Raw genomic sequence first — 20,842 nt, 5'->3', positions numbered from 1 at the left:
CACTGAATGCCCCGTTACGGCAGCTCCAGCTCGGTCAGGATAGGGGCATGATCGGACAACTGCTTCCAGGGGTCTCCCACCAGCACGCGGGCATTACGCACTGCAAAACCACGCTGATAGACACGATCCAGCCGTAACCAGGGAAATGCTGCGGGGAAAGTACGAGGTGGGGGTGTCATGCGTGCAGCACCATTGACACCCAGTTGGATGCCTTGGTCCGGCACAACCAGCCCGCTTTTACGCATGGTACGCAGCCATTTAATGGGCTGGCGCAAGCGGAAACGGTTATCGGCCTGACCGCGAGGCGAGAAGGAAAACACTTCGTACAGATTCAATTGCTGCACAAAGATAGGCGCCAGACGGTTATTCCAGTCGTTGAAATCGCCCGCGATCAACAAGGGTTCGTCCGCAGGGACAATGCGCTTGATACGATCGAGCAAGGCCTGAACTTGGCGAACCCGGCCACTGTTGAACAGGCCCAGATGAACCACAATGCAATGCACCGGACGGCCGCCAACATCAACAACCGCATGGAGCAAACCGCGCTGTTCCATACGATGGTCGGAGATGTCCTGGTTTTCGTACTGCAAAATGGGAAAGCGCGACAGCAAGGCGTTGCCGTGATCCGTATGAGGACGAACCACGTTGCACCCATAAGCCGTATTCATGCGCAAGGCAGCGGCCAGCGATTCGTGCTGGGCGTCCAGACTGCCTTGCAGTTGGTTACGCCCCTGCACTTCCTGCAAAAACAACAAGTCGGGAGACAATCCGTAAAGTCCCAGGCGCAGATCCGCCAAAGACTCCCGTTTGCCAGAAGCCGAACGGCCTTTGTGAATGTTGTAGCTGACTACCCGAATCACTGACACGCCGTCCCCCGCTCTGACTTACTTGTTTTCAACAGCCCGCAGACGAATATGCAACTCACGCAGTTGCTGCTCATCCACAGCCGATGGGGCCTGGGTCAGCAGACACTGAGCACGCTGTGTCTTGGGGAAAGCAATCACATCACGAATCGAATCGGCACCGGCCATCAAGGTGACCAGACGATCCAGGCCCAGAGCCAGACCGCCATGTGGAGGCGCACCGTATTGCAGCGCGTCGAGCAGGAAGCCGAACTTCAGTTGTGCTTCTTCAGGACCGATCTTCAAGGCATTGAACACCTTGCTTTGAACGTCGGCACGGTGGATACGGACCGAACCGCCGCCCACTTCCCAACCGTTCAGCACCATGTCGTATGCCTTGGCAAAGGCCTTGCCGGGATCGGTTTCCAACAGGTCTTCATGGCCGTCTTTGGGGCTGGTGAAGGGGTGATGAGCCGCAAAGTAACGGTTTTCGCCCTCGTCGTATTCGAACATGGGGAAGTCCACCACCCACAGAGGCTTCCAGCCTTCCTCAAACAGACCGTTCTCTTTACCAAACTCGCTGTGACCGATCTTGATACGCAGGGCACCGATCGCATCGTTGACGATCTTGGCCTTGTCCGCACCAAAAAAGATCAGGTCGCCGTTCTGGGCGCCCGTGCGCTCCATCAACTGCTTCAGAACGTCAACATGGATGTTCTTGACGATCGGCGACTGCAAGCCTTCAGGAATCGAGGCAACATCGTTGACCTTGATGTAAGCCAGGCCCTTGGCACCGTAGATACCGACGAATTTGGTGTAGGCGTCGATTTCGCTGCGGGGCATGGCGCCACCACCAGGAATGCGCAGGGCAACCACACGGCAGGATGGGTCATTGGCTGGGGCGGAAAAGACCTTGAAGTCCACTTCACGCATCAGATCAGCCACGTCCACGAATTCCAGTTTGACGCGCAGGTCAGGCTTGTCCGAACCGTAGCGCTGCATGGCCTCGGTCCAGCTCATGGTGGGGAACGTAGGCAGTTCCACGTTTTGCACCGTACGGAAAATGTGCGTGACCATGCCTTCAAAGATCTCGCGAATCTGCTCTTCGTTCAGAAAAGAGGTTTCGCAGTCGATCTGGGTAAATTCTGGCTGGCGGTCAGCGCGCAGGTCTTCGTCGCGGAAGCACTTGGTGATCTGGTAGTAGCGGTCAAAGCCCGAGACCATCAGCATTTGCTTGAACAACTGGGGCGACTGAGGCAATGCGAAGAATTCGCCCGCGTTCACACGCGAGGGAACCAGATAGTCGCGAGCGCCCTCAGGGGTGCTCTTGGTCAACATGGGGGTTTCAATATCGATGAAACCCAGGTCGTCCAGATAGCGACGGGACTGCATGGCCACTTTGTAGCGCAGCATCAGGTTGTTCTGCATTTGCGGACGACGCAAATCCAGCACGCGATGCGTCAGACGCGTAGTTTCGGACAGATTGTCATCATCCAACTGGAAAGCCGGGGTGACCGAGGCATTCAGGATTTCGATCTCATCACACACGATTTCGATCTCGCCCGAACGCAGATCCGGGTTGACGGTGCCTTCAGGACGGGCCTGAACGCGGCCGGTAATGCGCAGGCAGTACTCATTACGGATACGTTCGGCCACTTCAAAGGCCTGCACGTTGTCAGGATTGACGACAACCTGCGCCAGACCCTCACGGTCGCGCAGATCAATGAAAATCACACCCCCGTGGTCGCGGCGACGATGTACCCAGCCAAACAAATTGACCGTCTGGCCCAGGTATTCTTTGGAAACCTCGCCGGTATAACACGTACGCATCTAGGATGACTCCGAAATAGTAAAAACTGCAAATTGGAAAATTCAGGTTCCAGCCAAGGGAGGTGTCCCTTCAGACTGGTCAGAAACTGGGGGTAAGGCGATCGACTCGGCAGGGCCGACCACACCCATGGATACGATGTATTTAAGCGCCGCATCCACTGTCATGTCGAGCTTGTGTACATCGGCCCGAGGCATCATCAGGAAAAAACCGGAAGTTGGGTTGGGTGTTGTGGGCACGTAGACGCTGACAAAGTCGTCTCCCAATATCTGCGCCACTTGTCCGCCCGGTACTCCGGTCAAAAAAGCAATGGTCCAGGAGCCAGCCCTGGGATACTGCACCAGAACGGCTTCGCGAAACGCCTGACCATCGGGTGCCAACACCGTATCACTGACTTGCTTGACCGAATTATAAATGGAACGCACCAAAGGAATACGCCCAAGTAGCAATTCCCAACGATCCACCACCGCACGGCCCAGGTAATTGGCCGCTAGTAAACCCGTACCAAACAAGACCGCCAACACCAGCACAATTCTAAAGCCGGGAATTCGCAGGCCGAACAGGGCCTGCGAAGACAGAAACTCCGGAACCACGCTCTCCAGCGTTTCGATCAGCAAAGTCATCACCCAGACGGTGATGACCAAGGGCACCCAAATGAGCAGGCCAGTGACGAAATAACGCTTGAAGGGGCGCATAAGAAGTGGTGTTAGCTGGACGATGAGGACGTGGGTGTCGCCGCAGGCGCAGGCGTGGACGTAGCGCCACTGTCCGCGGACTTGCTGCCACCCTGGTTACGAAAATCCGTTACATACCAGCCCGTACCCTTGAGCTGGAATCCTGCCGCCGTTACCTGTTTGGTAAAGGTAGGCTGATTACATTCTGGACAAACCTCTAAAACGGGGTCCGACATTTTTTGCAGCACATCTTTTTCGTATTGGCACGAGCTGCATTTATACGCATAGATAGGCACGACTCATCCTAACAAAAAGCCGAAACAAACTTCGAGAGATAAATAAGTAGGGTCGATACCAGCAAATTTCAAGCTGGGGACCCGCTCAAACAGAACCCGAAAAGAGTTCACAGGGGCACTTCTGACGTGATTTTAGCCCTTTTTGGGGTGCAATCGCACTGAACTTCACCCCGCCAGACAGGCCGCCTGCGGCGGCCATCCGATTTAGATCAAAAATAGGCAGGCAGCAATCAAGGTCGGTGCTGCGGCGCTAAGCAGCAGCCGCAGGGGTGAGATGGCCCCGTCCGGGAAGCTGCCTTTCAAAATGGAGAAGCCAGCGGGGTTCGGTGCATTGGCAATCACGGTCAAGCCACCGCCAGTTACAGCACCTGCCACCAGCATGTATCGCCAAATGTCCGACGTACCTTCAACCAAAGAGCCCAGATAGGTCAAGGCAGCATTATCGGTCACAGCGGTCAAGGCCGTTGCACCCCAGAACAGCACCGTCGGCGACAGGCCGCCCAGCAAATCCTGCAACCACCATTTTTGCAAACCACCCAGCACCACCAGACCGGCCAGAAAGAAACCAACCATCAGACCTTCACGCACCAGCAAAGGGTTCTGGTAATGCTTGTACGAATGGGCATAACCAATGAACAGCATCAGCAACGCCATGAACACAATGGGGTGATGCGCACCGAGCACAACCGCTATCAGGAAAGCCACGTGAACCGCCATGACACCAATCGGTACCGGGCGTTGGGTTTGGCTGGGCTCGGGCATGCCCTGCCCCATTTCCAGCAAAGCTTTACGGCAAATCAGTGTGACCAAAGTGGCATTGATCAAGACGGCCAAAATAGCGCGCCAACCAAAATGCGTCGCCATAAAGGCGCTGTCCCAGCCAAACGTGCTGGCAACCATCAGGACAGGCGGTGCCGCATACGCGGTCAAGACGCCGCCAATGGACACGTTCACAAACAGCACACCCACGGTCAAATACTTGAAACCGGCATGGCCTTGATGGCGGAAATACGCCTTATGCAGCAGTAAGGCCGCCAAGGTCATGGCAGCGGGCTCGGTAATCAGGGAACCCACCAACGGCACCACGGAAATGGTGATGAAGTAAGTGGAAATCTGGTTCGACACGGGTACCGCTCGTGCCAGCACCGACACGATCTTGTTCACCAGCTCCAGAATCGGGCGGCTGGCGGCAACCACCATAATCGCAAACACGAACATAGGCTCGGTAAAGTTGCGGCTCTCCAAATACTCGATGGCCGACTGCAAGTCCACAAAAACGGCCATATAAGCCACCAGCACACAGGCCCAGACGCCAAACACGGCTTCGACCTCGGACAACATGTGCCATAGCCCTGCATGGCTGCCGCCTTTATTGGCCAAGCGTGCAAACACCGGAACCGAGAAGGTGTGGACGATGGCAATGGCAAACAGCGCCGTTGCAACATACTCAAGAGGAGAAGCCATTCTTCGAACCTTTAAAGCTTTATGTAAATTGCTGCGTATCAAACCAAACTGATTGTGCCCGCCAACGCGGCCACCACCAGCAAAACACCAACCCAGATGTTGGCACGGAAAAGGCGCAGGCCTCGTTCGGGATAGCGCACGTCAAAATGTTTCATCTGCCACAGCAGATGGGCACCAATAACCGCCATCACGGCGTAATACAAAATCCGCTCGTCCAACAGCAAACCGCCTACCAGCCAGCACAACATGGCAGCTATATAAAAACCGCTGATCCAGGTCTTGCCGGCCTCACGAAAACGCAAGGCGGTCGAGTGCAGACCCAGCTTGGTATCGTCGGCCACGTCGATATAGGCATAGATGGAGTCATAGCCTACCTGCCACAAAATCGCGCCCACCCACATCAGGATGGCACCCAAAGGCACTATGTTCTGCGTGTCGGACCAGGCCATCAGCATGCCCCAGTTAAAACAGATCCCCAGAACCACTTGCGGCCAATAGGTAAAGCGCTTGCACAGTGGGTAGATCATCACAATGGGAAACAGGGCCAGCGCCAGCCAGCGGCTGTACTCATTGATGGCAAAAAGCAGCAAGGCACACACAGCCATCTGCGCCAGCACGAAGATCACGGCCTTGCGCATGGTGAGCTGCCCGCTGGTCAAAGGCCGGAAACGGGTGCGTTCAACCTGGTGATCAAAGTTGCGGTCCGCCATATCGTTAAAGCAGCAGCCAATGCCACGCATCAACAAGGCACCCAGGGAAAAGATCACCACACGCCACAAGGTAGGAAGACCGTCCGCCGCCTGCACCAGAGCGGCCAGGGCGGGCAAGAGGGTCAACCAAGTGCCCACAGGCCGGTCCAGCCGGCACAAGCGCGCATAAGGCCCCCAGGAGGCGGGCAAATAACGGGCCACCCAGTCATTGGTGGGGCGCATATCGGACAGATCTGGGCGCGGAGAAGACTCCGAAGCGGATGGAGATGTCATAGAGGTAAAACCTAAATCCAGGCCTTGAGCCATAGACTAGAAACAGGCATACCCTCTGGCTGAGGGTATGCGGTGGATTCCAGGAACCTGCTCATGCTCCAGGAGCAAAGAGAGCAAAATGGACGACCCTTGAAAACCACAACGCTGGCCCAGCCAGCGCGTGAAAAGACGCAGACCATCAGTCTGCGTCCATTGCCTGCCAAAAACCCATCAGGCTTCTTTGATGAGTTTACCCAAGATGGCGATGCCTTCGCGAATTTTTTCCTCGGGCACAGTCGCAAAGCTCAGGCGCAAGGTGTTGCGCTTGACGTCCTTGCCCGCGTAGAAGGGCTCGCCAGGCACAAAAGCCACCAGATTTTCAATCGCTTTTTGCAACAGGGCCGTGGCATCCACGTGCTCGGGCAAGGTCACCCAAATGAACATGCCACCTTCAGGACGAGTCCATTGGGCCGTGTCCGGGAAGTTCTTGTCCATCGCATCGAGCATGATGGCGCACTGTTTCTGGTAAATATCGCGCACTTTGGGCAGGTGCTGTTCCAGGAAACCGTTATGTACGGCTTCGTAAACCGCCATCTGCGTCAACGTGGAGGTATGCAAGTCCGTGGCCTGTTTGATCTGCACCAGCTTGTCGATGATTTTGGCAGGAGCCACGATGTAACCCAGGCGCAGGCCGGGAGCCAGAACTTTAGAGAAGGTGCCCAGACGAATCACGGTGGCACCTGCCTTGCGGCCCAAAGACAGCAAGCTGGGCAGGCGTTCGCCAGCGTAACGCAGTTCACCGTAGGGATCGTCCTCAACGATTGGGATATGTGCGGCAGCACATCGTTCCACCAGATCCTGACGACGCTCCAAGGGCAAACGCAGGCCGGTCGGGTTCTGGAAGTTAGGCAGTGCGTACAGCAGACGGGCACCCATAGCTTCAGGAGCCGACACGTACTCGGGAATCATGCCCTGACCATCGGTAGGAATCGCCACAAAAGAAGGGTCGTACACCGACAGAGCCTGCAAGGCACCCAGGTAAGTAGGCGATTCCACCAACACCTTGCTGCCCTCGTCGATGAACAACTTGCCCAGCATATCCAGCGCTTGCTGCGAACCGTTCACCAGCAGGATTTCGTCGGCGTGTACAGGGGAGCCTTCGGCGCTCATTTGTTCTGCCAACCACTGGCGCAGGGGCAGATAGCCTTCCGTGGTGGCGTATTGCAAGGCCACACGACCCTGCTCGCTCAGTACCTTGTTGCACGCGCTTTGCATTTCCTCGACAGGAAAGCCAACTGGAGTGGGCAGACCGCCCGCAAAGGAAATAATCTCGGGACGCGCAGTGACCTTGAGAATTTCACGAATTGCGGAGCCACTCAGTTTCTGGGCACGTTGGGAAAAGGTAAAAGACTGCGAGAGGGTATCCATGATTCGGAAAAGTCCTGAAGAAGAACGATTAAATACTTCATATGCAAACTTTCTAGCTTGCAACAATGAACGCAGGATGCCGGACAAACCAGGCATCCTGCACCTTTGAATGAGTTATGACGCGGGTTTATTAGCGTATACCTTGCCACCAAGCGGCTTGCAGCGCAAGTAGCCAAACCGTATCAGCTCGGGATTTACCCTGAAAAATCGATCTCCCCTTCAAGGCAATCGTCGCACTTTGTCTATACTCAGCTATTGTATATACAATTAAAAACCTGCTCGGAGCCATGCCACCATGAGCGACCCTCACCCTGCCACTTTGCTTGACCTGCTAAACATCAGCAGCCTGCCCGCGCAGCCCTGGAAAAACGGTGGTGGCACCACGCACGAAATACGGTGCTCCCCAAAGCATTCCGATTATGAGCACTTTGACTGGCGCATCAGCCTGGCCCAGGTCCACACTTCCGGCGATTTTTCACGCTTTCCCGGCATAGATCGACACATCATGTTGATCAAAGGCGACAACATGCAGCTAACCCACCATGACCACATTCATGTGCTGCACCCTTTCCAGCCCTACGCCTTCGCGGGCGAGGACCGGGTGGCCTGCGTGTTACCGCTCGGGCCCACGCAGGACTTGAATCTGATGCTGCGCCGGGGCCGAGCCCAGGGCAGCCTGCAAGCCTGGCAAGGACGGAATGTTCCCATGACCTTGGCCGCAGGCACGCACTTTCTGTATGCACCGCAAGGCGGCTACCAGCTCCAGTCCGACATACATCGCTGGACCTTGAACACCGGGCAGGCCCTGACAGGCAGCACATCCGCCCCCTTGTCGCTGCAACTGCAGGCCGAGCACGCTGATGCTCCACTGGTCTACGCCTATATCGCTCCCACGGAATGAAACCATGCGCTACACACTTTGGACTGATTTACGCTTGGCCCCCAACGCCGACCCCGAGCAAGTCATTGAAGATGCCTGCCTGGTCGAACAAGCAGGCCGTATCGCCTGGATGGGCCCGCGCCATGCTCTGCCCGCACAGTGGCAGCAAGCCACAGAAGAACACAGGCTGGGAAACCGCTGGGTCACTCCAGGCCTGATCGATTGCCACACTCATCTGGTTTACGGCGATAACCGCGCCCAGGAATTTGCCTTGCGGCTGGCAGGGGCCTCCTATGAAGACATCGCCCGTCAGGGCGGGGGCATTGTGTCCTCCGTTAACGCCACCCGCTCCTTGAGCGAGGACGAACTGCTGGCCCAGGCCCTGCGTCGTCTGGATGCTTTGCTGGACGAAGGCGTCACCGCGATCGAAATCAAATCCGGCTACGGCCTGAATCTGGAGAGCGAGCGCAAGATGCTGCGTGTGGCCCGTCGTCTGGGTGAGTTGCGTCCGGTAACCGTACGTACCACCTTTTTAGGGGCCCATGCCCTGCCCCCTGAATTTGCCGGGCAAACCGATGCCTATCTGGATCTGGTGTGCGATCACATGCTGCCCACGCTGGCACAAGAAGGACTGATCGATGCGGTTGACGTCTTTTGCGAGCGCATTGCCTTTGATTTGAAGCAGTCCGAGCGCGTCCTGAAAGCAGCCCAAGACCTGGGCCTGCCCGTCAAAATGCACGCCGAACAGCTCTCCAACCTGGGCGGTACAGAAATGGCAGCACGCTACCACGCCCTGTCTACCGATCATCTGGAATATCTGGATGAGGCCGGTGTCATCGCCATGAAGCAAGCAGGAACCGTGGCCGTACTCCTGCCCGGTGCCTACTACTTCCTGCGTGAAACTCAGTTGCCCCCTATCGGATTGCTACGTAAACACGGCGTGCCCATGGCCCTGTCCACCGACAGCAACCCCGGTACATCCCCCTGTGCTTCCCTATTATTGATGCTGAACATGGGCAGCACGCTTTTCAAGCTGACAGTCCCTGAGGCCCTGGCAGGTGTCACCCGCCATGCCGCCAAAGCCCTGGGTGCCCCGAATATCAGCGGTGAATTGAGTATCGGGGCCCGCGCCGACTTTGTTGCCTGGGATATAGACTCCCTGCCCGAGCTGGTCTACTGGATGGGCCTGCCACGCTGTGCCCTGGTCGTGTACCAAGGAATCATCAGCCGTGACCTGCGTAAGGAATCACCATGACTATTCTGCGGCACTATGATGCGCTCTGGGCCCCCTGGGCCTATCTGGACAGCCAATGGCAGGCCAATGTACTGCTGCGCTGGGACCTGGACGGTACGCTGACGCATGTTCTCCCCGAGGCCAACCAACAAGACATAGACACCGCAGGCTCCGTATATAAGGCACTGGGCGCCGCACTGCCGGGCATGCCCAATCTGCATTCACACGCTTTTCAAAGCGCCATGACCGGGCTGACTGAATTCCGGGGACAAGGCCAGGACAGTTTCTGGAGCTGGCGTGACCTGATGTACCGCTTCGCCGCCCGTCTGGAACCCGAGCACATGCAGGCCATTGCCCATTGGCTCTATATACAGATGCTAAAAGCAGGCTATACCAGCGTGTGCGAATTCCACTACCTGCATCACCAGCGCGACGGCCAAAATTACGCGCCCATAAGTCTGCTGGCCCAAGGCGTCATGGAAGCGGCCAGCGCCAGCGGACTGGCCATTACCCTGCTGCCCGTGCTGTATCAGTACAGCAATTTCGGCAGTCAGGCTCCCCGCCAGGATCAACAACGCTTTTTGAATAGCCCCACACAGTTGCTGTACCTGCTGGAGTCCTTGCACTCCAGCCACCCGTTGAATGCTGACCGGCGTTACGGTATTGCGCCCCACTCCCTGCGCGCCACCAATATTGCTTCCATCAATACCCTGATCGACGGCCTGCACAGCCTGCCATCACGCCACCCGATTCACATCCACATTGCCGAGCAAATGGCCGAAGTGCTGGCCTGCCAGGACGTCAAAGGCTGCAGCCCGGTGGCTTATCTGTATGACAACTTCAACGTGGACGAACGCTGGTGTCTGGTCCACGCCACTCATATCGACGAGCAAGAGCGCAAGCAAATTGCCCGCAGCGGTGCCGTAGCCGGCTTGTGCCTGACCACCGAAGCCAATCTGGGCGATGGCCTGTTCCCCGCTGCCGCCTTTCTGGCCGAGCATGGTCATATGGGTATAGGCTCGGACAGCCATATCTGCGTGGACTGGCGCGCCGAGCTACGCTTGCTGGAATATGGTCAACGATTAATCAGCCAGCAACGCAATGTGCTGACTTCAACCCAACAGCCTTTTGTGGCGGACTACTTGTTTGAAACCTGCGCGCGCGGTGGTGCACAGGCGTCCGGGCGCGCTAGCGGACAACTCAGCCCCGGTTATCAGGCGGATTTGATGGTGATTGATCTGAAACATCCCAGTCTGGCGGGGCTGGAGAAGCAGCATTGGCTATCAGCTCTGGTCTTTTCGGAACGCGCCCACGCCAACCCGATTCGTGATGTATTCGTCAGTGGTAAGGCCTATGTGACAGAGGGCCATCATCCGCAGGAAGAAGCGGCCTTTGCCGCCTATCAAGAAACGCTGAGTAGTCTACTGAACAAGGCTTAGATACAAAAAATCAGATAATGGCCTGTAAGCCCTTGTCGGCAATGATGTTCAGCAACTTGAGCGCCGGGCCGGTAGGATGGGTTTCACCTTGCTCCCACTTGCGTATGGTCGATGCCGTGGTATGCAAATAAAGCGCAAATACCGGTTGGCTGAACTTCAAGCCTTCTCGCAGCCGCTTGATGTCGGCTGCATCGAACTCCCGAACTGGCGGCGGACAAATCGCGTCAAACTCGCGCATCGTCACCTTGCCAATCGCTCCTGCCTCCTGGAGCGCCGCCAGGTCGCCGCGTAGCGATTCGATGATCTTGCTCACAATGCACCTCCAATAACACGTCAGCCTGCAATGCATTAAACAAGGCTTCAGGGGACAAACCCAAGAACACCTTACCGACAAATTGCAGCGCTTTCTTCTCATCCTGCGTGATGTTCCCCTTCTCGCTCTTGGAGAACCCATGCAAGAACACATAACGGCTACCTATTCTGGCCGAAAGCAAGCTGCGATAGCCGCCGCTTTTGCCACCACCAGGGCGAGCTACCCGCTTCTTGTATAAGGCGCCCCCCAAGTCCACATCGATCAAACCGCTTTCCATCTCCTGAACTGCCTTGCACAAGGCAATATCGGGCAGCTTCTCGGCCGCCTGCCATCGTGCAAAGTCTTTGCGCTTGAGAACGCACGTCATATCGACCTCCAAACTATACCCGTATCGGATACACTTATCAATCTCTCGCCGTGGAACAACCGATTCACCACCCGCTCAGCCGCATTCCACGCCTCGTTATGAACATAGCGCATACCCATCGCCACAGCCATGTGACTTGTGAGCTTTATATCCATCTTGATTGGCACACCTCAGTTGGCAATACAGGTCATCGCTCGATAGCGGATACCGTGCCTGCCTACGTATGGGACGCAGCAGCAGCCGTAGCATTCAGCGTGGACTTGTGCCGGCAGGGTGTAGTCCAGCGAAATGCAATGCTGGAGTCGTCGTGAAGCAACCCCCCCACGCTACGCCTTCGGCTTGCTGCCCCCGAGGGGGAGCTTTTTGTCTTGGGGCGGCCCGGCGACAAAAAAATCCCCGGCTTGGTGATCCAGGCCAGGGACAAGTTCGTGGAGACAAAAACAATCAGCAGTACTTCATGAAAACTAAAACAGATCCGCCGCCGTCGCTGCCAAACCTTCGTCCAGCACCAAGGCTTTCAGGGCCTCGATATCGGGAGCCAGATAACGGTCCTGATCGTAGAAAGGCACGGCCTGACGAATTGCATCCTGCACCTTCTGCAAACGCGCCGAAGTCAGCAAAGGCGCATGAAAATCAATGCCCTGTGCCGCACACAACAATTCAATTGCCACAATCGCAGCCGTGTTCTGTGCCATGTCTTCCAGCCTGCGCGCCGCAAAGGTTGCCATGCTGACGTGATCTTCCTGATTCGCCGAAGTAGGCAGGCTATCCACACTGGCGGGATGGGCCAGCGACTTGTTTTCCGAGGCCAAAGCCGCCGCCGTCACATGGGCAATCATGAAGCCCGAATTCAGGCCTGCGGAAGGCACCAGGAACGGAGGCAGTCCGGAGATGCTGGCATCAATCAGCAAGGCGACTCGACGCTCTGCCAAGGCCCCCATTTCAGCAATGGCCAGCGCCAAACCATCGGCGGCAAACGCGACCGGCTCGGCATGGAAGTTGCCGCCTGAAAGCACCTGATCCGGCTCGCCATCCTTACCGGGGAACACCAACGGGTTATCCGTGACGGCATTGGCTTCGGTCAGCAAGGTACGTTCGTTTTGCGCGATCAGATCCTGAATCGCGCCCATGACCTGAGGCTGGCAACGCAAGCTGTAGGGGTCCTGCACCTTGTTGTCATTGTCCCGGTGCGACTGACGAATCTGGCTGCCGGCCAGCAGTTCCCTATACAGGCGGGCCGCGTAAATCTGTCCTGGCTGCCCACGCACCTCATGGATACGCGCATCAAAAGGCGCATCGCTGCCTTTGGCGGCGTCCACGCTTAAGGCACCGGCCAGAATCGCATTGCGGAACAAGGTCTGGGCGCGGAACAGGCCGTTCAGTGCCAGGGCCGTAGACACTTGCGTGCCATTGATCAGCGCCAACCCTTCCTTGGCAGCCAGCACAATCGGGGTGATACCGGCCTTGGCCAAAGCCTGCTGGGCCGGCATCCATTCACCCTGCCACTTGGCTTGTCCTTCACCGATCAGGGTCAGTGTCATATGCGACAAAGGTGCCAAATCGCCCGATGCGCCCACGGAACCCTTGGACGGAATGAAAGGCACCACGCCCGCATTCAAAATATCCAGCAAGGTCGTGACCACATGCGAGCGAATACCCGAAAATCCCCGTGCCAGACTGGCGATTTTCATAGCCATGATCAAGCGCGCAACCGCATCGGACACCGGCTCACCCACTCCCACGGAGTGCGACAAAATCAGGTTCTTTTGCAACTGCTCCAGATCGTGGTCGGGAATGCGTTGCTGGGCCAATTTGCCAAAACCGGTATTGATGCCATAGGCGGGATTACCTTCACGGATAATCTTGGCCACAATGGCCGAGGACGCATCCATGGCCCCGATCGCCTCTGGCGGCAGAGTCAGAACAGTCGGTTCCTGCCAGATTTGGCGCAGTTGTGCCAAGGTCAGTGCGCCGGGCGAAAGTTCGATACGCTTGCTCATTTATCTGTCCTGTTGTTCTTACTTGATCATGGGCAATGTCAGCCCGAAACTCTTGGCCGTTTGAATCGCCAGCTCGTAGCCTGCATCCGCATGACGCATCACACCACTGGCGCAATCGTTAATCAAGACCCGCTCCAGACGGGCCGCCGCCTGCTCGCTACCGTCGGCCACAATCACCATACCCGCGTGCTGGCTGTAGCCCATACCCACCCCGCCCCCGTGGTGCAGCGAAACCCAACTAGCCCCGCCTGCGGTACTCAACAAGGCATTGAGCAAAGGCCAGTCCGACACGGCATCCGTGCCATCACGCATGCTTTCAGTTTCGCGATTGGGGCTGGCCACCGAGCCGGTATCGAGGTGGTCACGACCAATCACAATTGGCGCTTTCAACTCGCCGTTACGCACCATTTCATTAAAGGCCAGACCGGCGCGATGACGCTCGCCCAGCCCCAGCCAGCAAATTCGTGCAGGCAGGCCCTGGAAAGCAATGCGTTCCTGCGCCATGTCCAGCCAGCGATGCACGTGCTGATTGTCCGGAAACAGCTCTTTGATTTTTTGATCGGTTTTGTAGATGTCTTCCGGGTCGCCCGACAAGGCCACCCAGCGGAATGGGCCTTTGCCCTCACAAAACAAGGGGCGAATATAGGCGGGCACAAAACCGGGAAAGTCAAAGGCATTGGCCACGCCTTCATCAAACGCGACTTGGCGAATGTTATTGCCATAGTCCACAACCGAAATACCCATTTTCTGGAAATCCAGCATGGCCTGCACATGGACCACGCAAGACTTGGCAGCCGCTTGCTGAATACGAGCATGTTGAGCGGGATCTTGCTGCGCCGCCTGCCACTGCTCCACCGTCCAACCCGAAGGCAAATAGCCATTGAGCAAATCGTGGGCGGAGGTCTGGTCTGTGACCAGATCAGGTTTCAAACCACCGGCTTGGGCGCGTCGCACCAGCTCAGGCAGCACGTCAGCCGCATTGCCCAGTAAGCCAATCGACACGGCCTCCTTGGCGGCCGTGTGCTGAGCAATCAGCTCCAGCGCATGGTCCAGATCCCGCGCCTGCTTATCCAAATAACGAGTCTGCAAACGGAAGTCGATACGGCTTTGCTTGCATTCAATCGTCAGCGATACCGCTCCAGCAAAGGTCGCGGCCAAGGGCTGCGCACCGCCCATGCCTCCCAGGCCAGCGGTCAGAATCCAGCGCCCGGCCAGCGAACCACCAAAATGCTGACGGCCTGCCTCGGCAAACGTCTCGTAGGTGCCTTGCACAATGCCCTGGCTGCCAATGTAGATCCAGCTACCTGCCGTCATCTGTCCGTACATGAACAAACCGGCCTGATCCAGCTCGTGAAACTTTTCCCACGTGGCCCATTTGGGCACCAGATTCGAGTTGGCCAGCAACACACGCGGTGCATCGCTATGCGTACGGAATACGCCCACCGGCTTGCCGGACTGAATCAGCAAGGTCTGGTCATCCTCCAGTTCGCGCAAGCTGGCCAGAATCTGGTCGTAGCACTCCCAGTTCCGGGCTGCACGCCCAATGCCGCCGTATACCACCAGATGTTGCGGATTCTCGGCCACGGCTGGATCCAGATTGTTCTGAATCATGCGGTATGCGGCTTCCGCCACCCAGTTTTTGCAACTAAGCTGTGTCCCCGTGGGAGCATGAATCTGCCGCGCAGGATCGAAACGAGGATCTTGGCGGGCCGCCGAAGTGTGATGATCTGGCATGGTGATGTCCTCCGTCTGAGGTGTCTCTGGGTACGCGCTGGTTCTATCTGGCAGGCTGCTCCACACACTGATGGCAGGCCCAGGCGCCGACAAAACAACGGTTTTCTTGTAAGCTCACGTCAATGTATAGTCATTTTTTCAAGTTGTCTATACATATACCAAGCAGAGTCTTGCATAAGCTCATGACCGTGAGCATGGCTTCACTCACTGTCCAGTTCACGACCTTAAATCTGGTCTGCGCGAGGCCCTTTTGAGTGTGGACACGTCCTACAGGAAAGCATAAGAATGGATGCCCCCCAGACGAGCAATACGCCCTCCGAATCGGCGTTACCCGCCTACCTGCAAATCAAAAATTTTGTGCTGGAAAAAATCCAATCCGGCCAATGGCGCGAAGGCGATCTGATTCCCACCGAACTGGCTTTATGCGAGCAGTTTGGTGTGTCACGCATGACGGTCAACCGCGCTCTACGTGAACTGACCACCGACAAGTTGCTGGTCCGCATCAAAGGCTCGGGCACCTATGTGGCGCAGCCCAAATTCCAGTCCACCTTGATCGAGATACGCAGCATCGCGCAGGACATACGGGAGCGCGGCCACCAACATAGCTGTCAGGTGCTGAGCGTAGAGCGGCTGCAGGCCAGCCCGGCTCAAGCGCGCTTGTATGGCATTGCACCGGGCTCAGCCCTGTTTCATTCCATTATTGTTCATGCAGAAAATGGCTTGCCCATCCAATATGAAGATCGTCTGGTGGATGCGCACATGGCCCCAGATTACATGGAGCAGGATTGGAGCCAGATCACGCCTAACGAGTATCTGCTGCGGGTTGCCCCCTTGCCGACCGGCTTTTACAGCATTGAAGTGCTGGTGCCTCCCGCCAGAATCGCACAAGCCCTGCACATGAAAGAGCAGCAGCCCTGTTTGGTGATGGACCGCCGCACCTTCTCCAGCGAGCAGTTCACAACTCACGCAAGACTGTGGCACCCTGGCGACCGCTATAAATTCACCGGCAAAATGTAGGCTGTAAACCTGCTCCGCCTGGAGTTTGAGTCCCAAACGCGTCGATCAGGCGGACAGACTTCTCGCCTTCCTGAGCCATACAACATTGCCATTTTCTTATCGTATTGACCAGGCACGACCCGCCCTTGAGCTGATCACTTGCAACCCCCACCGTCCCTCTATCAGCCTATTGCCACCACACCGGAACGGGCCTGCTCATGCTGGCGATAGCGGGTCAACGACAAGCCTGTGTGACGCTTGAAGTAACGGCATAGATACGAGGGATCCTCAAAACTCAACTGATCGGCAATCTGCCCAATCGCCAGTTGGCTGTAGGAAAGCAGCGCCTTGATCTCCAGAACCACCTGTCTGTCGATCAAGGCCTTGGGGCTGTCGTTGAAGAACTCTTTGCTCAGTTGGGATAGGTAAAACGGCGTGATATTGAGCGCATCCGCATAAAACTTCACCTCTCTGTGCTTTCGACATTGCTGGCCTACCAGCTCCCAGAAACGCCAACTGATCATTTCCTTGCGGCTGAACGACTGGCTACCCTGGTATTCGGACGGAATCTGCTCGGCAATACGCAGAAAGAAGTTCTGCAGCTGATTACGCAGCATGATGTGTTGATACCGCCCTCGGGCCTGCACAATCTGGCGCAGTTGCACCAGCCATGCGGCCAGCAAAGCCCGATCCTTTTGCAGGGGCACACACAAGGGATTGTCGTGCAGGAACACAAACAGGGAATTGGGCAGCGGATAAGCCACTTCTGACGCCAGGTTCTTGGGCATCAACAGGAAAAACACCTTGAAGCCTTGCGAGCGTCGTTTCAGCAAGGTCATCGTATCTTCGGCCAGCACCAGCACATCATGGGTACGTACGACCTGATCCTTGAAGTTCAGGCTGACCAGGGCGCGACCCGACAGGCAGATCATCAAGGTCATATAGGCATGACCAAAAGACAAAGGCATGCCCACGCCTTCGGACAGCGTTGTCTCGCCCGTCAGGCAGCCGTCTTGGGCGCTGAATAATTGTGGAATGTGATGCATGGGGCTGAACTGTCCTTGACTGGCTAACAACAGGCAAGACTTTCTAAAAGTACCGAAACTGCCAAGGTCCCGCTCTGTTCGTCAAACCCGCCAGCTTCTATTCTGTTTGCTGCTTGACCGTGAGTAAACAAAATGAAACTTCAAACAGAAAGACTTATTTTACGCCCCTGGCAGGACAGCGACGCCGAGGATTTGTACGAATACGCCAAAGATGAACGAGTCGGCCCGATTGCAGGTTGGCCGGTTCATACCAGCGTTGAGGAAAGTGCCGAAATTATCCGCACCGTTTTCAATATGCCCGAAGTGTATGCCGTCGTACACAAGGACAATGGCCGCGCCGTCGGTTGTATTGGCATCCTGATCGGCAAGAACAGCAACTTCGAGATCAGTGCAGAAGAAGGCGAAATTGCCTATTGGATTGGCGTGCCTTACTGGGGGCAAGGCTTGATTCCCGAGGCCGTGCGCGAAGTGATGCGACACGCTTTTGAAACGCTGAAACTGAAGGCCCTGTGGTGTGGCTACTTTGCCAACAATACCCAATCGCAAATTGCGCAAGCCAAGTGTGGCTTTCGCCATCATCACACCGAGGAAAACAAGTACAACCAGTTCCTGCAGGACTACCGGACTGAACACATCAGCCGTATTACGGTCCAGCAATGGCGGGCCTTGCCCAAACAACCGGCCTAATCCCAGCCATCATCCTCCGGTCAGTTGGAAGCGGCATCCTGGGACTGACTCACACACAAGAACAGCTCCTGGGCTTCTTCGATGCTTAATGTCAGGCCCAAGCGTGACTGCAAGCATTCAGCCCAGGATGCCGCATCCGTATATTGATGCCGTTGCGACAGGCCCGCATTGGTCCGCTGCGTATACGTGTCATTGACCATCAGCTCGCGTATACCGGGCTGGGTGCGGCTGATCAGCAGGCTGTTCAAGAACACCGACTGCGGATAGGTCGAGGTATACCAATTACCGATTTCAAAATCGATCTGCGAGGCCGGCGCCAAGCCGTACTGATACACCGTCTGCCAGCCACTAAGGGTCTGGAACTGCAAGCTCAGCACTTCTCCAGCCTGCGTAATCCGATACATGCCATGTGGCGTTGTTTGCGGCGTCTCCAGCACAAACTCCAAAGGCGCCGTTTGCGTGGTGGAGCCAAAAGCCACATCCGCAAACCAGCTACGGCCTTCAATCTCGACTCGCAGCAACATATGCGTCAGGCCGGTTTCCACCTCGGCGGGGACTTGCCAGCGCACACGGGCAATCAAGGGCGTGACGTTAAAGCCCATCTGCTGCAAAACCGCCAGAAACAGCGTGTTGTGCTCAAAGCAATAACCGCCTCGTTGACGCTGAATCAGCTTGTCCACAATGGCCTCCAGATCCAGGGGCACACTGTCTCCCCGGTAGGGCGCAATGTTCTCAAAAGGGATCGCTTGCGGGTGCAGCACATGCAGCTGCTGCAACACTTCCAGGCTCGGTTCTACCGGCCCCTGATAGCCGATACGGGCAAAGTAAGAATCAAGAAAAGCCGCTGTAGAAATGGCAGTCATCTGACACCTCAAAAAATCGCGATTATGAAAAACGGTGGTCTGCTCCACCTGTTTATACAGGCAAAACGACCGCCTAAAGCTGTCTTGCACCCGGTGAGCCGGGTCTGCCACCCTACCGACACCCCATTGCCAGCAAAGCGACAGACCCTTGGTGGCTCAAGCGCTATGCTGACTGACGAAGTTCAGCAAATTCTGTTTGGGAACCGCAGCCACCAGACGGTCAATGACCATGCCGTCCTTGAACAGCAACACGGTCGGAATGCTCTGGACACCATAGCGCACGGCCAGGTCCGGCGACTTGTCCAGCTCCACCGCACCAAACTGGGTGCGGCCCTGCATGTCGTCCGCCAAAGCATTGAAAATGGGTGCCATCACCCGGCACGGCCCACACCACTGCGCCCAGAAACGCACGGCATACACATGGGATGTCTGGCCCAGCTCGGCATCAAAATTGTCGTTATTAAGTATCTTGAGCATGAATGGAGACTCCATAAGGTAAGGGCGAGATGTCCGCTCCAGATCGCCACGGTATCGCGGCGATCAAAGGCAATAATCATGCAAGCAAACAAGGTCCCGGCAGTGGGCCTGACCAGTCTTCTACCTGGAGTGAGCCGCCGTACGGCTTAAACATGCATCCAGCCTCGCCAACAGCAAGGAAACCACCGCGATGATGACACCCACCCAGGCAACCGAGGCCAAGCCGTAGCCTAGACTGATCGGAATACCGGCCAGCAAAGGAGCCAAGGTCAAACCAGCCTGAAAAGCGGAGGCGTTGGTGGCTCCTGCCAACATGGGTGCATCCGGTGCCAGCACATACACACGCCCCCACACTGCCGGGTTCAACAGAAAACCTGCCAGGCCCAGCATGAACACCATGGCAACCATTGCCCACACCGAAGCGGCAAACAAGGCGATGATGGCCGAGCTGATAATCAAGCCAATAACCCCCGCGACCAAGGTTCCACGCGCCTGACTATCAGCGGTACGGCCACCTATCGTCAAACCGATGAAGGCACCGACACCGAACAGGATCAGGACCGCTGGCAGCCATTCCGCATTCAAGCCACTGACTTCCATCAGCAAGGCGGCGATATAGCCAAAGGTGCCCATATACGCAGCCGTGGTGAACATGGTGGTGGCATAGGCCACCCACAGGGCGGGACGCTTCATGGCACGCAATTCAGTGACCAGATCCGGCTCTTTTGCATCACTGGCAGTGTGCTTGGGCAAGGCCAGCAAGACCGCGACCGCGGAAATTACGGTGACCGCAATCACCGCCCAGAAACCGCCTCGCCAGCCTGTCGCCTCACTGATGTACGTACCCGCCGGGCCGCCCAACACCATAGCCACCGTCAAACCACTGACCACAATGGACAAGGCCTTGGCGCGGCGATCCGGTGGCGACAACTGCACAGCTGTGGCCGCTGCCACGGACCAGAAACAGGCATAGGCCAGACCCATGCCAAAGCGCGCCAGCAAAATGGCCCAGTAGCCCTGTGCCAGCAAACTGACCACCGTAGCCGCAATAAAAGCCAGCTGACTGATGAACAGGGCACTGCGGCTGGGCCAGCGCAAGGCCAGGATCGCAAAAGGCGGACCACCAATCAGCGCCCCCACCGCAAAGGCTGAAATCAGGGTTCCTGCGGTAGGCAAGGAAATGCGCAGATCTTCTGCAATCATGGGCAGGATGCCGCCCATCAGAAACTCGGCACTGCCCATGGCAAACAGGCTCAGGGCAAGCAAATAGACGCCAGACGGGATGGTTCCGGTAGTTTTCAGGCTACTCATG

Annotated in this window: 19 protein-coding genes and 1 pseudogene; 5 read left to right on the top strand and 15 right to left on the bottom strand. The window is 56.7% G+C overall.

Annotation, left to right across the window (positions count from 1 at the left end):
- Positions 1-14: 14 nt before the first annotated feature.
- The 7 genes from AC6I6N_RS15145 to AC6I6N_RS15115 all read right to left on the bottom strand — a co-directional run bounded on the left by AC6I6N_RS15145 (position 15) and on the right by AC6I6N_RS15115 (position 7,494).
- Positions 15-866, bottom strand: coding sequence for an endonuclease/exonuclease/phosphatase family protein (locus AC6I6N_RS15145; RefSeq protein WP_094198073.1), 852 nt, complete (start codon positions 864-866; stop codon positions 15-17).
- 18 nt (positions 867-884) lie between these two features.
- A complete protein-coding gene (aspS, locus tag AC6I6N_RS15140; RefSeq protein WP_094198074.1) occupies positions 885-2,672 on the bottom strand; it encodes an aspartate--tRNA ligase in 1,788 nt (595 codons plus the stop codon).
- Between the two features lie 42 nt (positions 2,673-2,714).
- A complete protein-coding gene (locus AC6I6N_RS15135) occupies positions 2,715-3,365 on the bottom strand; it encodes a DUF502 domain-containing protein (RefSeq protein WP_094198075.1) in 651 nt (216 codons plus the stop codon).
- An 11-nt stretch (positions 3,366-3,376) separates the two neighbouring features.
- A complete protein-coding gene (locus tag AC6I6N_RS15130; protein WP_094198076.1) occupies positions 3,377-3,640 on the bottom strand; it encodes an FmdB family zinc ribbon protein in 264 nt (87 codons plus the stop codon).
- A gap of 204 nt (positions 3,641-3,844) precedes the next feature.
- Positions 3,845-5,104 carry a putative Na+/H+ antiporter gene (locus tag AC6I6N_RS15125; protein WP_094198077.1) on the bottom strand — a complete coding sequence of 420 codons (1,260 nt, stop codon included), beginning with the start codon at positions 5,102-5,104 and terminating at the stop codon, positions 3,845-3,847.
- A 38-nt stretch (positions 5,105-5,142) separates the two neighbouring features.
- Positions 5,143-6,087: a 4-hydroxybenzoate octaprenyltransferase gene (gene ubiA, locus AC6I6N_RS15120; protein ID WP_094198463.1), complete on the bottom strand. Its 945-nt coding sequence runs from the start codon at positions 6,085-6,087 to the stop codon at positions 5,143-5,145.
- 210 nt (positions 6,088-6,297) lie between these two features.
- The gene (locus tag AC6I6N_RS15115) at positions 6,298-7,494 is read right to left on the bottom strand and encodes an aminotransferase-like domain-containing protein (protein WP_108728364.1); all 1,197 of its coding nucleotides are present in this window, start codon (positions 7,492-7,494) and stop codon (positions 6,298-6,300) included.
- A 295-nt stretch (positions 7,495-7,789) separates the two neighbouring features.
- Here AC6I6N_RS15115 and AC6I6N_RS15110 point away from each other — a divergent pair, with 295 nt between their 5' ends.
- From AC6I6N_RS15110 to AC6I6N_RS15100, 3 genes are read left to right on the top strand one after another with little or no spacing between them, the layout of a single operon-like run.
- Positions 7,790-8,395 (top strand): HutD/Ves family protein, encoded by a 606-nt coding sequence (locus AC6I6N_RS15110; protein WP_497943608.1) that lies wholly within the window; start codon positions 7,790-7,792, stop codon positions 8,393-8,395.
- Positions 8,396-8,399: 4 nt separating this feature from the next.
- The gene (hutI, locus tag AC6I6N_RS15105) at positions 8,400-9,629 is read left to right on the top strand and encodes an imidazolonepropionase (RefSeq protein WP_108728362.1); all 1,230 of its coding nucleotides are present in this window, start codon (positions 8,400-8,402) and stop codon (positions 9,627-9,629) included.
- Positions 9,626-11,047 carry a formimidoylglutamate deiminase gene (locus AC6I6N_RS15100; RefSeq protein WP_497943607.1) on the top strand — a complete coding sequence of 474 codons (1,422 nt, stop codon included), beginning with the start codon at positions 9,626-9,628 and terminating at the stop codon, positions 11,045-11,047. Before hutI ends, AC6I6N_RS15100 begins: the two co-directional genes overlap by 4 nt.
- Positions 11,048-11,057: 10 nt before the next feature.
- Here AC6I6N_RS15100 and AC6I6N_RS15095 read toward each other — a convergent pair whose 3' ends face one another.
- From AC6I6N_RS15095 to hutU, 4 genes and pseudogenes are all read right to left on the bottom strand, one after another.
- Complete coding sequence (locus tag AC6I6N_RS15095; protein ID WP_035269706.1) at positions 11,058-11,360, bottom strand: helix-turn-helix domain-containing protein; 303 nt, start codon at positions 11,358-11,360, stop codon at positions 11,058-11,060.
- A pseudogene (locus tag AC6I6N_RS15090) lies at positions 11,347-11,727 on the bottom strand (type II toxin-antitoxin system RelE/ParE family toxin); the annotation flags it as partial. The pseudogene AC6I6N_RS15090 and the gene AC6I6N_RS15095, both read right to left, overlap by 14 nt.
- A gap of 464 nt (positions 11,728-12,191) precedes the next feature.
- Positions 12,192-13,727, bottom strand: a complete 1,536-nt coding sequence (gene hutH, locus AC6I6N_RS15085; protein WP_497943606.1) for a histidine ammonia-lyase — start codon at positions 13,725-13,727, stop codon at positions 12,192-12,194.
- Positions 13,728-13,745: 18 nt separating this feature from the next.
- Entirely contained in the window at positions 13,746-15,461 is a 1,716-nt protein-coding gene (gene hutU, locus AC6I6N_RS15080; RefSeq protein ID WP_497943605.1) for a urocanate hydratase, read from the bottom strand.
- A 285-nt stretch (positions 15,462-15,746) separates the two neighbouring features.
- Between hutU and hutC the strand changes: the two genes are divergently transcribed.
- Positions 15,747-16,478 (top strand): histidine utilization transcriptional repressor HutC, encoded by a 732-nt coding sequence (gene hutC, locus AC6I6N_RS15075; protein WP_094198084.1) that lies wholly within the window; start codon positions 15,747-15,749, stop codon positions 16,476-16,478.
- A 161-nt stretch (positions 16,479-16,639) separates the two neighbouring features.
- Here hutC and AC6I6N_RS15070 read toward each other — a convergent pair whose 3' ends face one another.
- Positions 16,640-17,503: an AraC family transcriptional regulator gene (locus AC6I6N_RS15070; RefSeq protein ID WP_230019421.1), complete on the bottom strand. Its 864-nt coding sequence runs from the start codon at positions 17,501-17,503 to the stop codon at positions 16,640-16,642.
- A 132-nt stretch (positions 17,504-17,635) separates the two neighbouring features.
- Here AC6I6N_RS15070 and AC6I6N_RS15065 point away from each other — a divergent pair, with 132 nt between their 5' ends.
- Positions 17,636-18,190, top strand: a complete 555-nt coding sequence (locus AC6I6N_RS15065) for a GNAT family N-acetyltransferase (RefSeq protein WP_497943604.1) — start codon at positions 17,636-17,638, stop codon at positions 18,188-18,190.
- A gap of 20 nt (positions 18,191-18,210) precedes the next feature.
- Here AC6I6N_RS15065 and AC6I6N_RS15060 read toward each other — a convergent pair whose 3' ends face one another.
- The 3 genes from AC6I6N_RS15060 to AC6I6N_RS15050 all read right to left on the bottom strand — a co-directional run bounded on the left by AC6I6N_RS15060 (position 18,211) and on the right by AC6I6N_RS15050 (position 20,841).
- Positions 18,211-19,053, bottom strand: coding sequence for an arylamine N-acetyltransferase family protein (locus AC6I6N_RS15060; protein ID WP_497943603.1), 843 nt, complete (start codon positions 19,051-19,053; stop codon positions 18,211-18,213).
- A 156-nt stretch (positions 19,054-19,209) separates the two neighbouring features.
- Entirely contained in the window at positions 19,210-19,530 is a 321-nt protein-coding gene (trxA, locus tag AC6I6N_RS15055; RefSeq protein WP_497943602.1) for a thioredoxin, read from the bottom strand.
- Positions 19,531-19,650: 120 nt separating this feature from the next.
- The gene (locus AC6I6N_RS15050; protein WP_497943601.1) at positions 19,651-20,841 is read right to left on the bottom strand and encodes an MFS transporter; all 1,191 of its coding nucleotides are present in this window, start codon (positions 20,839-20,841) and stop codon (positions 19,651-19,653) included.
- Position 20,842: the final 1 nt, after the last annotated feature.

The organism is Alcaligenes sp. LTN-3 (assembly GCF_059735605.1).
The sequence above is the reverse complement of the archived record's forward strand: the minus strand, read 5'-3'. Positions and strand labels throughout refer to the sequence as shown.

What these genes read in the sequence shown, in the direction of transcription:
- aspS (WP_094198074.1), bottom strand. Translation starts at nt 2,672, where the DNA reads ATGCGTACGTGTTATACCGGCGAGGTTTCCAAAGAATACCTGGGCCAG.
- AC6I6N_RS15135 (WP_094198075.1), bottom strand. Translation starts at nt 3,365, where the DNA reads ATGCGCCCCTTCAAGCGTTATTTCGTCACTGGCCTGCTCATTTGGGTG.
- AC6I6N_RS15125 (WP_094198077.1), bottom strand. Translation starts at nt 5,104, where the DNA reads ATGGCTTCTCCTCTTGAGTATGTTGCAACGGCGCTGTTTGCCATTGCC.
- ubiA (WP_094198463.1), bottom strand. Translation starts at nt 6,087, where the DNA reads ATGACATCTCCATCCGCTTCGGAGTCTTCTCCGCGCCCAGATCTGTCC.
- AC6I6N_RS15115 (WP_108728364.1), bottom strand. Translation starts at nt 7,494, where the DNA reads ATGGATACCCTCTCGCAGTCTTTTACCTTTTCCCAACGTGCCCAGAAA.
- AC6I6N_RS15110 (WP_497943608.1), top strand. Translation starts at nt 7,790, where the DNA reads ATGAGCGACCCTCACCCTGCCACTTTGCTTGACCTGCTAAACATCAGC.
- hutI (WP_108728362.1), top strand. Translation starts at nt 8,400, where the DNA reads ATGCGCTACACACTTTGGACTGATTTACGCTTGGCCCCCAACGCCGAC.
- AC6I6N_RS15100 (WP_497943607.1), top strand. Translation starts at nt 9,626, where the DNA reads ATGACTATTCTGCGGCACTATGATGCGCTCTGGGCCCCCTGGGCCTAT.
- hutH (WP_497943606.1), bottom strand. Translation starts at nt 13,727, where the DNA reads ATGAGCAAGCGTATCGAACTTTCGCCCGGCGCACTGACCTTGGCACAA.
- hutU (WP_497943605.1), bottom strand. Translation starts at nt 15,461, where the DNA reads ATGCCAGATCATCACACTTCGGCGGCCCGCCAAGATCCTCGTTTCGAT.
- hutC (WP_094198084.1), top strand. Translation starts at nt 15,747, where the DNA reads ATGGATGCCCCCCAGACGAGCAATACGCCCTCCGAATCGGCGTTACCC.
- AC6I6N_RS15070 (WP_230019421.1), bottom strand. Translation starts at nt 17,503, where the DNA reads ATGCATCACATTCCACAATTATTCAGCGCCCAAGACGGCTGCCTGACG.
- AC6I6N_RS15065 (WP_497943604.1), top strand. Translation starts at nt 17,636, where the DNA reads ATGAAACTTCAAACAGAAAGACTTATTTTACGCCCCTGGCAGGACAGC.
- AC6I6N_RS15060 (WP_497943603.1), bottom strand. Translation starts at nt 19,053, where the DNA reads ATGACTGCCATTTCTACAGCGGCTTTTCTTGATTCTTACTTTGCCCGT.
- trxA (WP_497943602.1), bottom strand. Translation starts at nt 19,530, where the DNA reads ATGCTCAAGATACTTAATAACGACAATTTTGATGCCGAGCTGGGCCAG.
- AC6I6N_RS15050 (WP_497943601.1), bottom strand. Translation starts at nt 20,841, where the DNA reads ATGAGTAGCCTGAAAACTACCGGAACCATCCCGTCTGGCGTCTATTTG.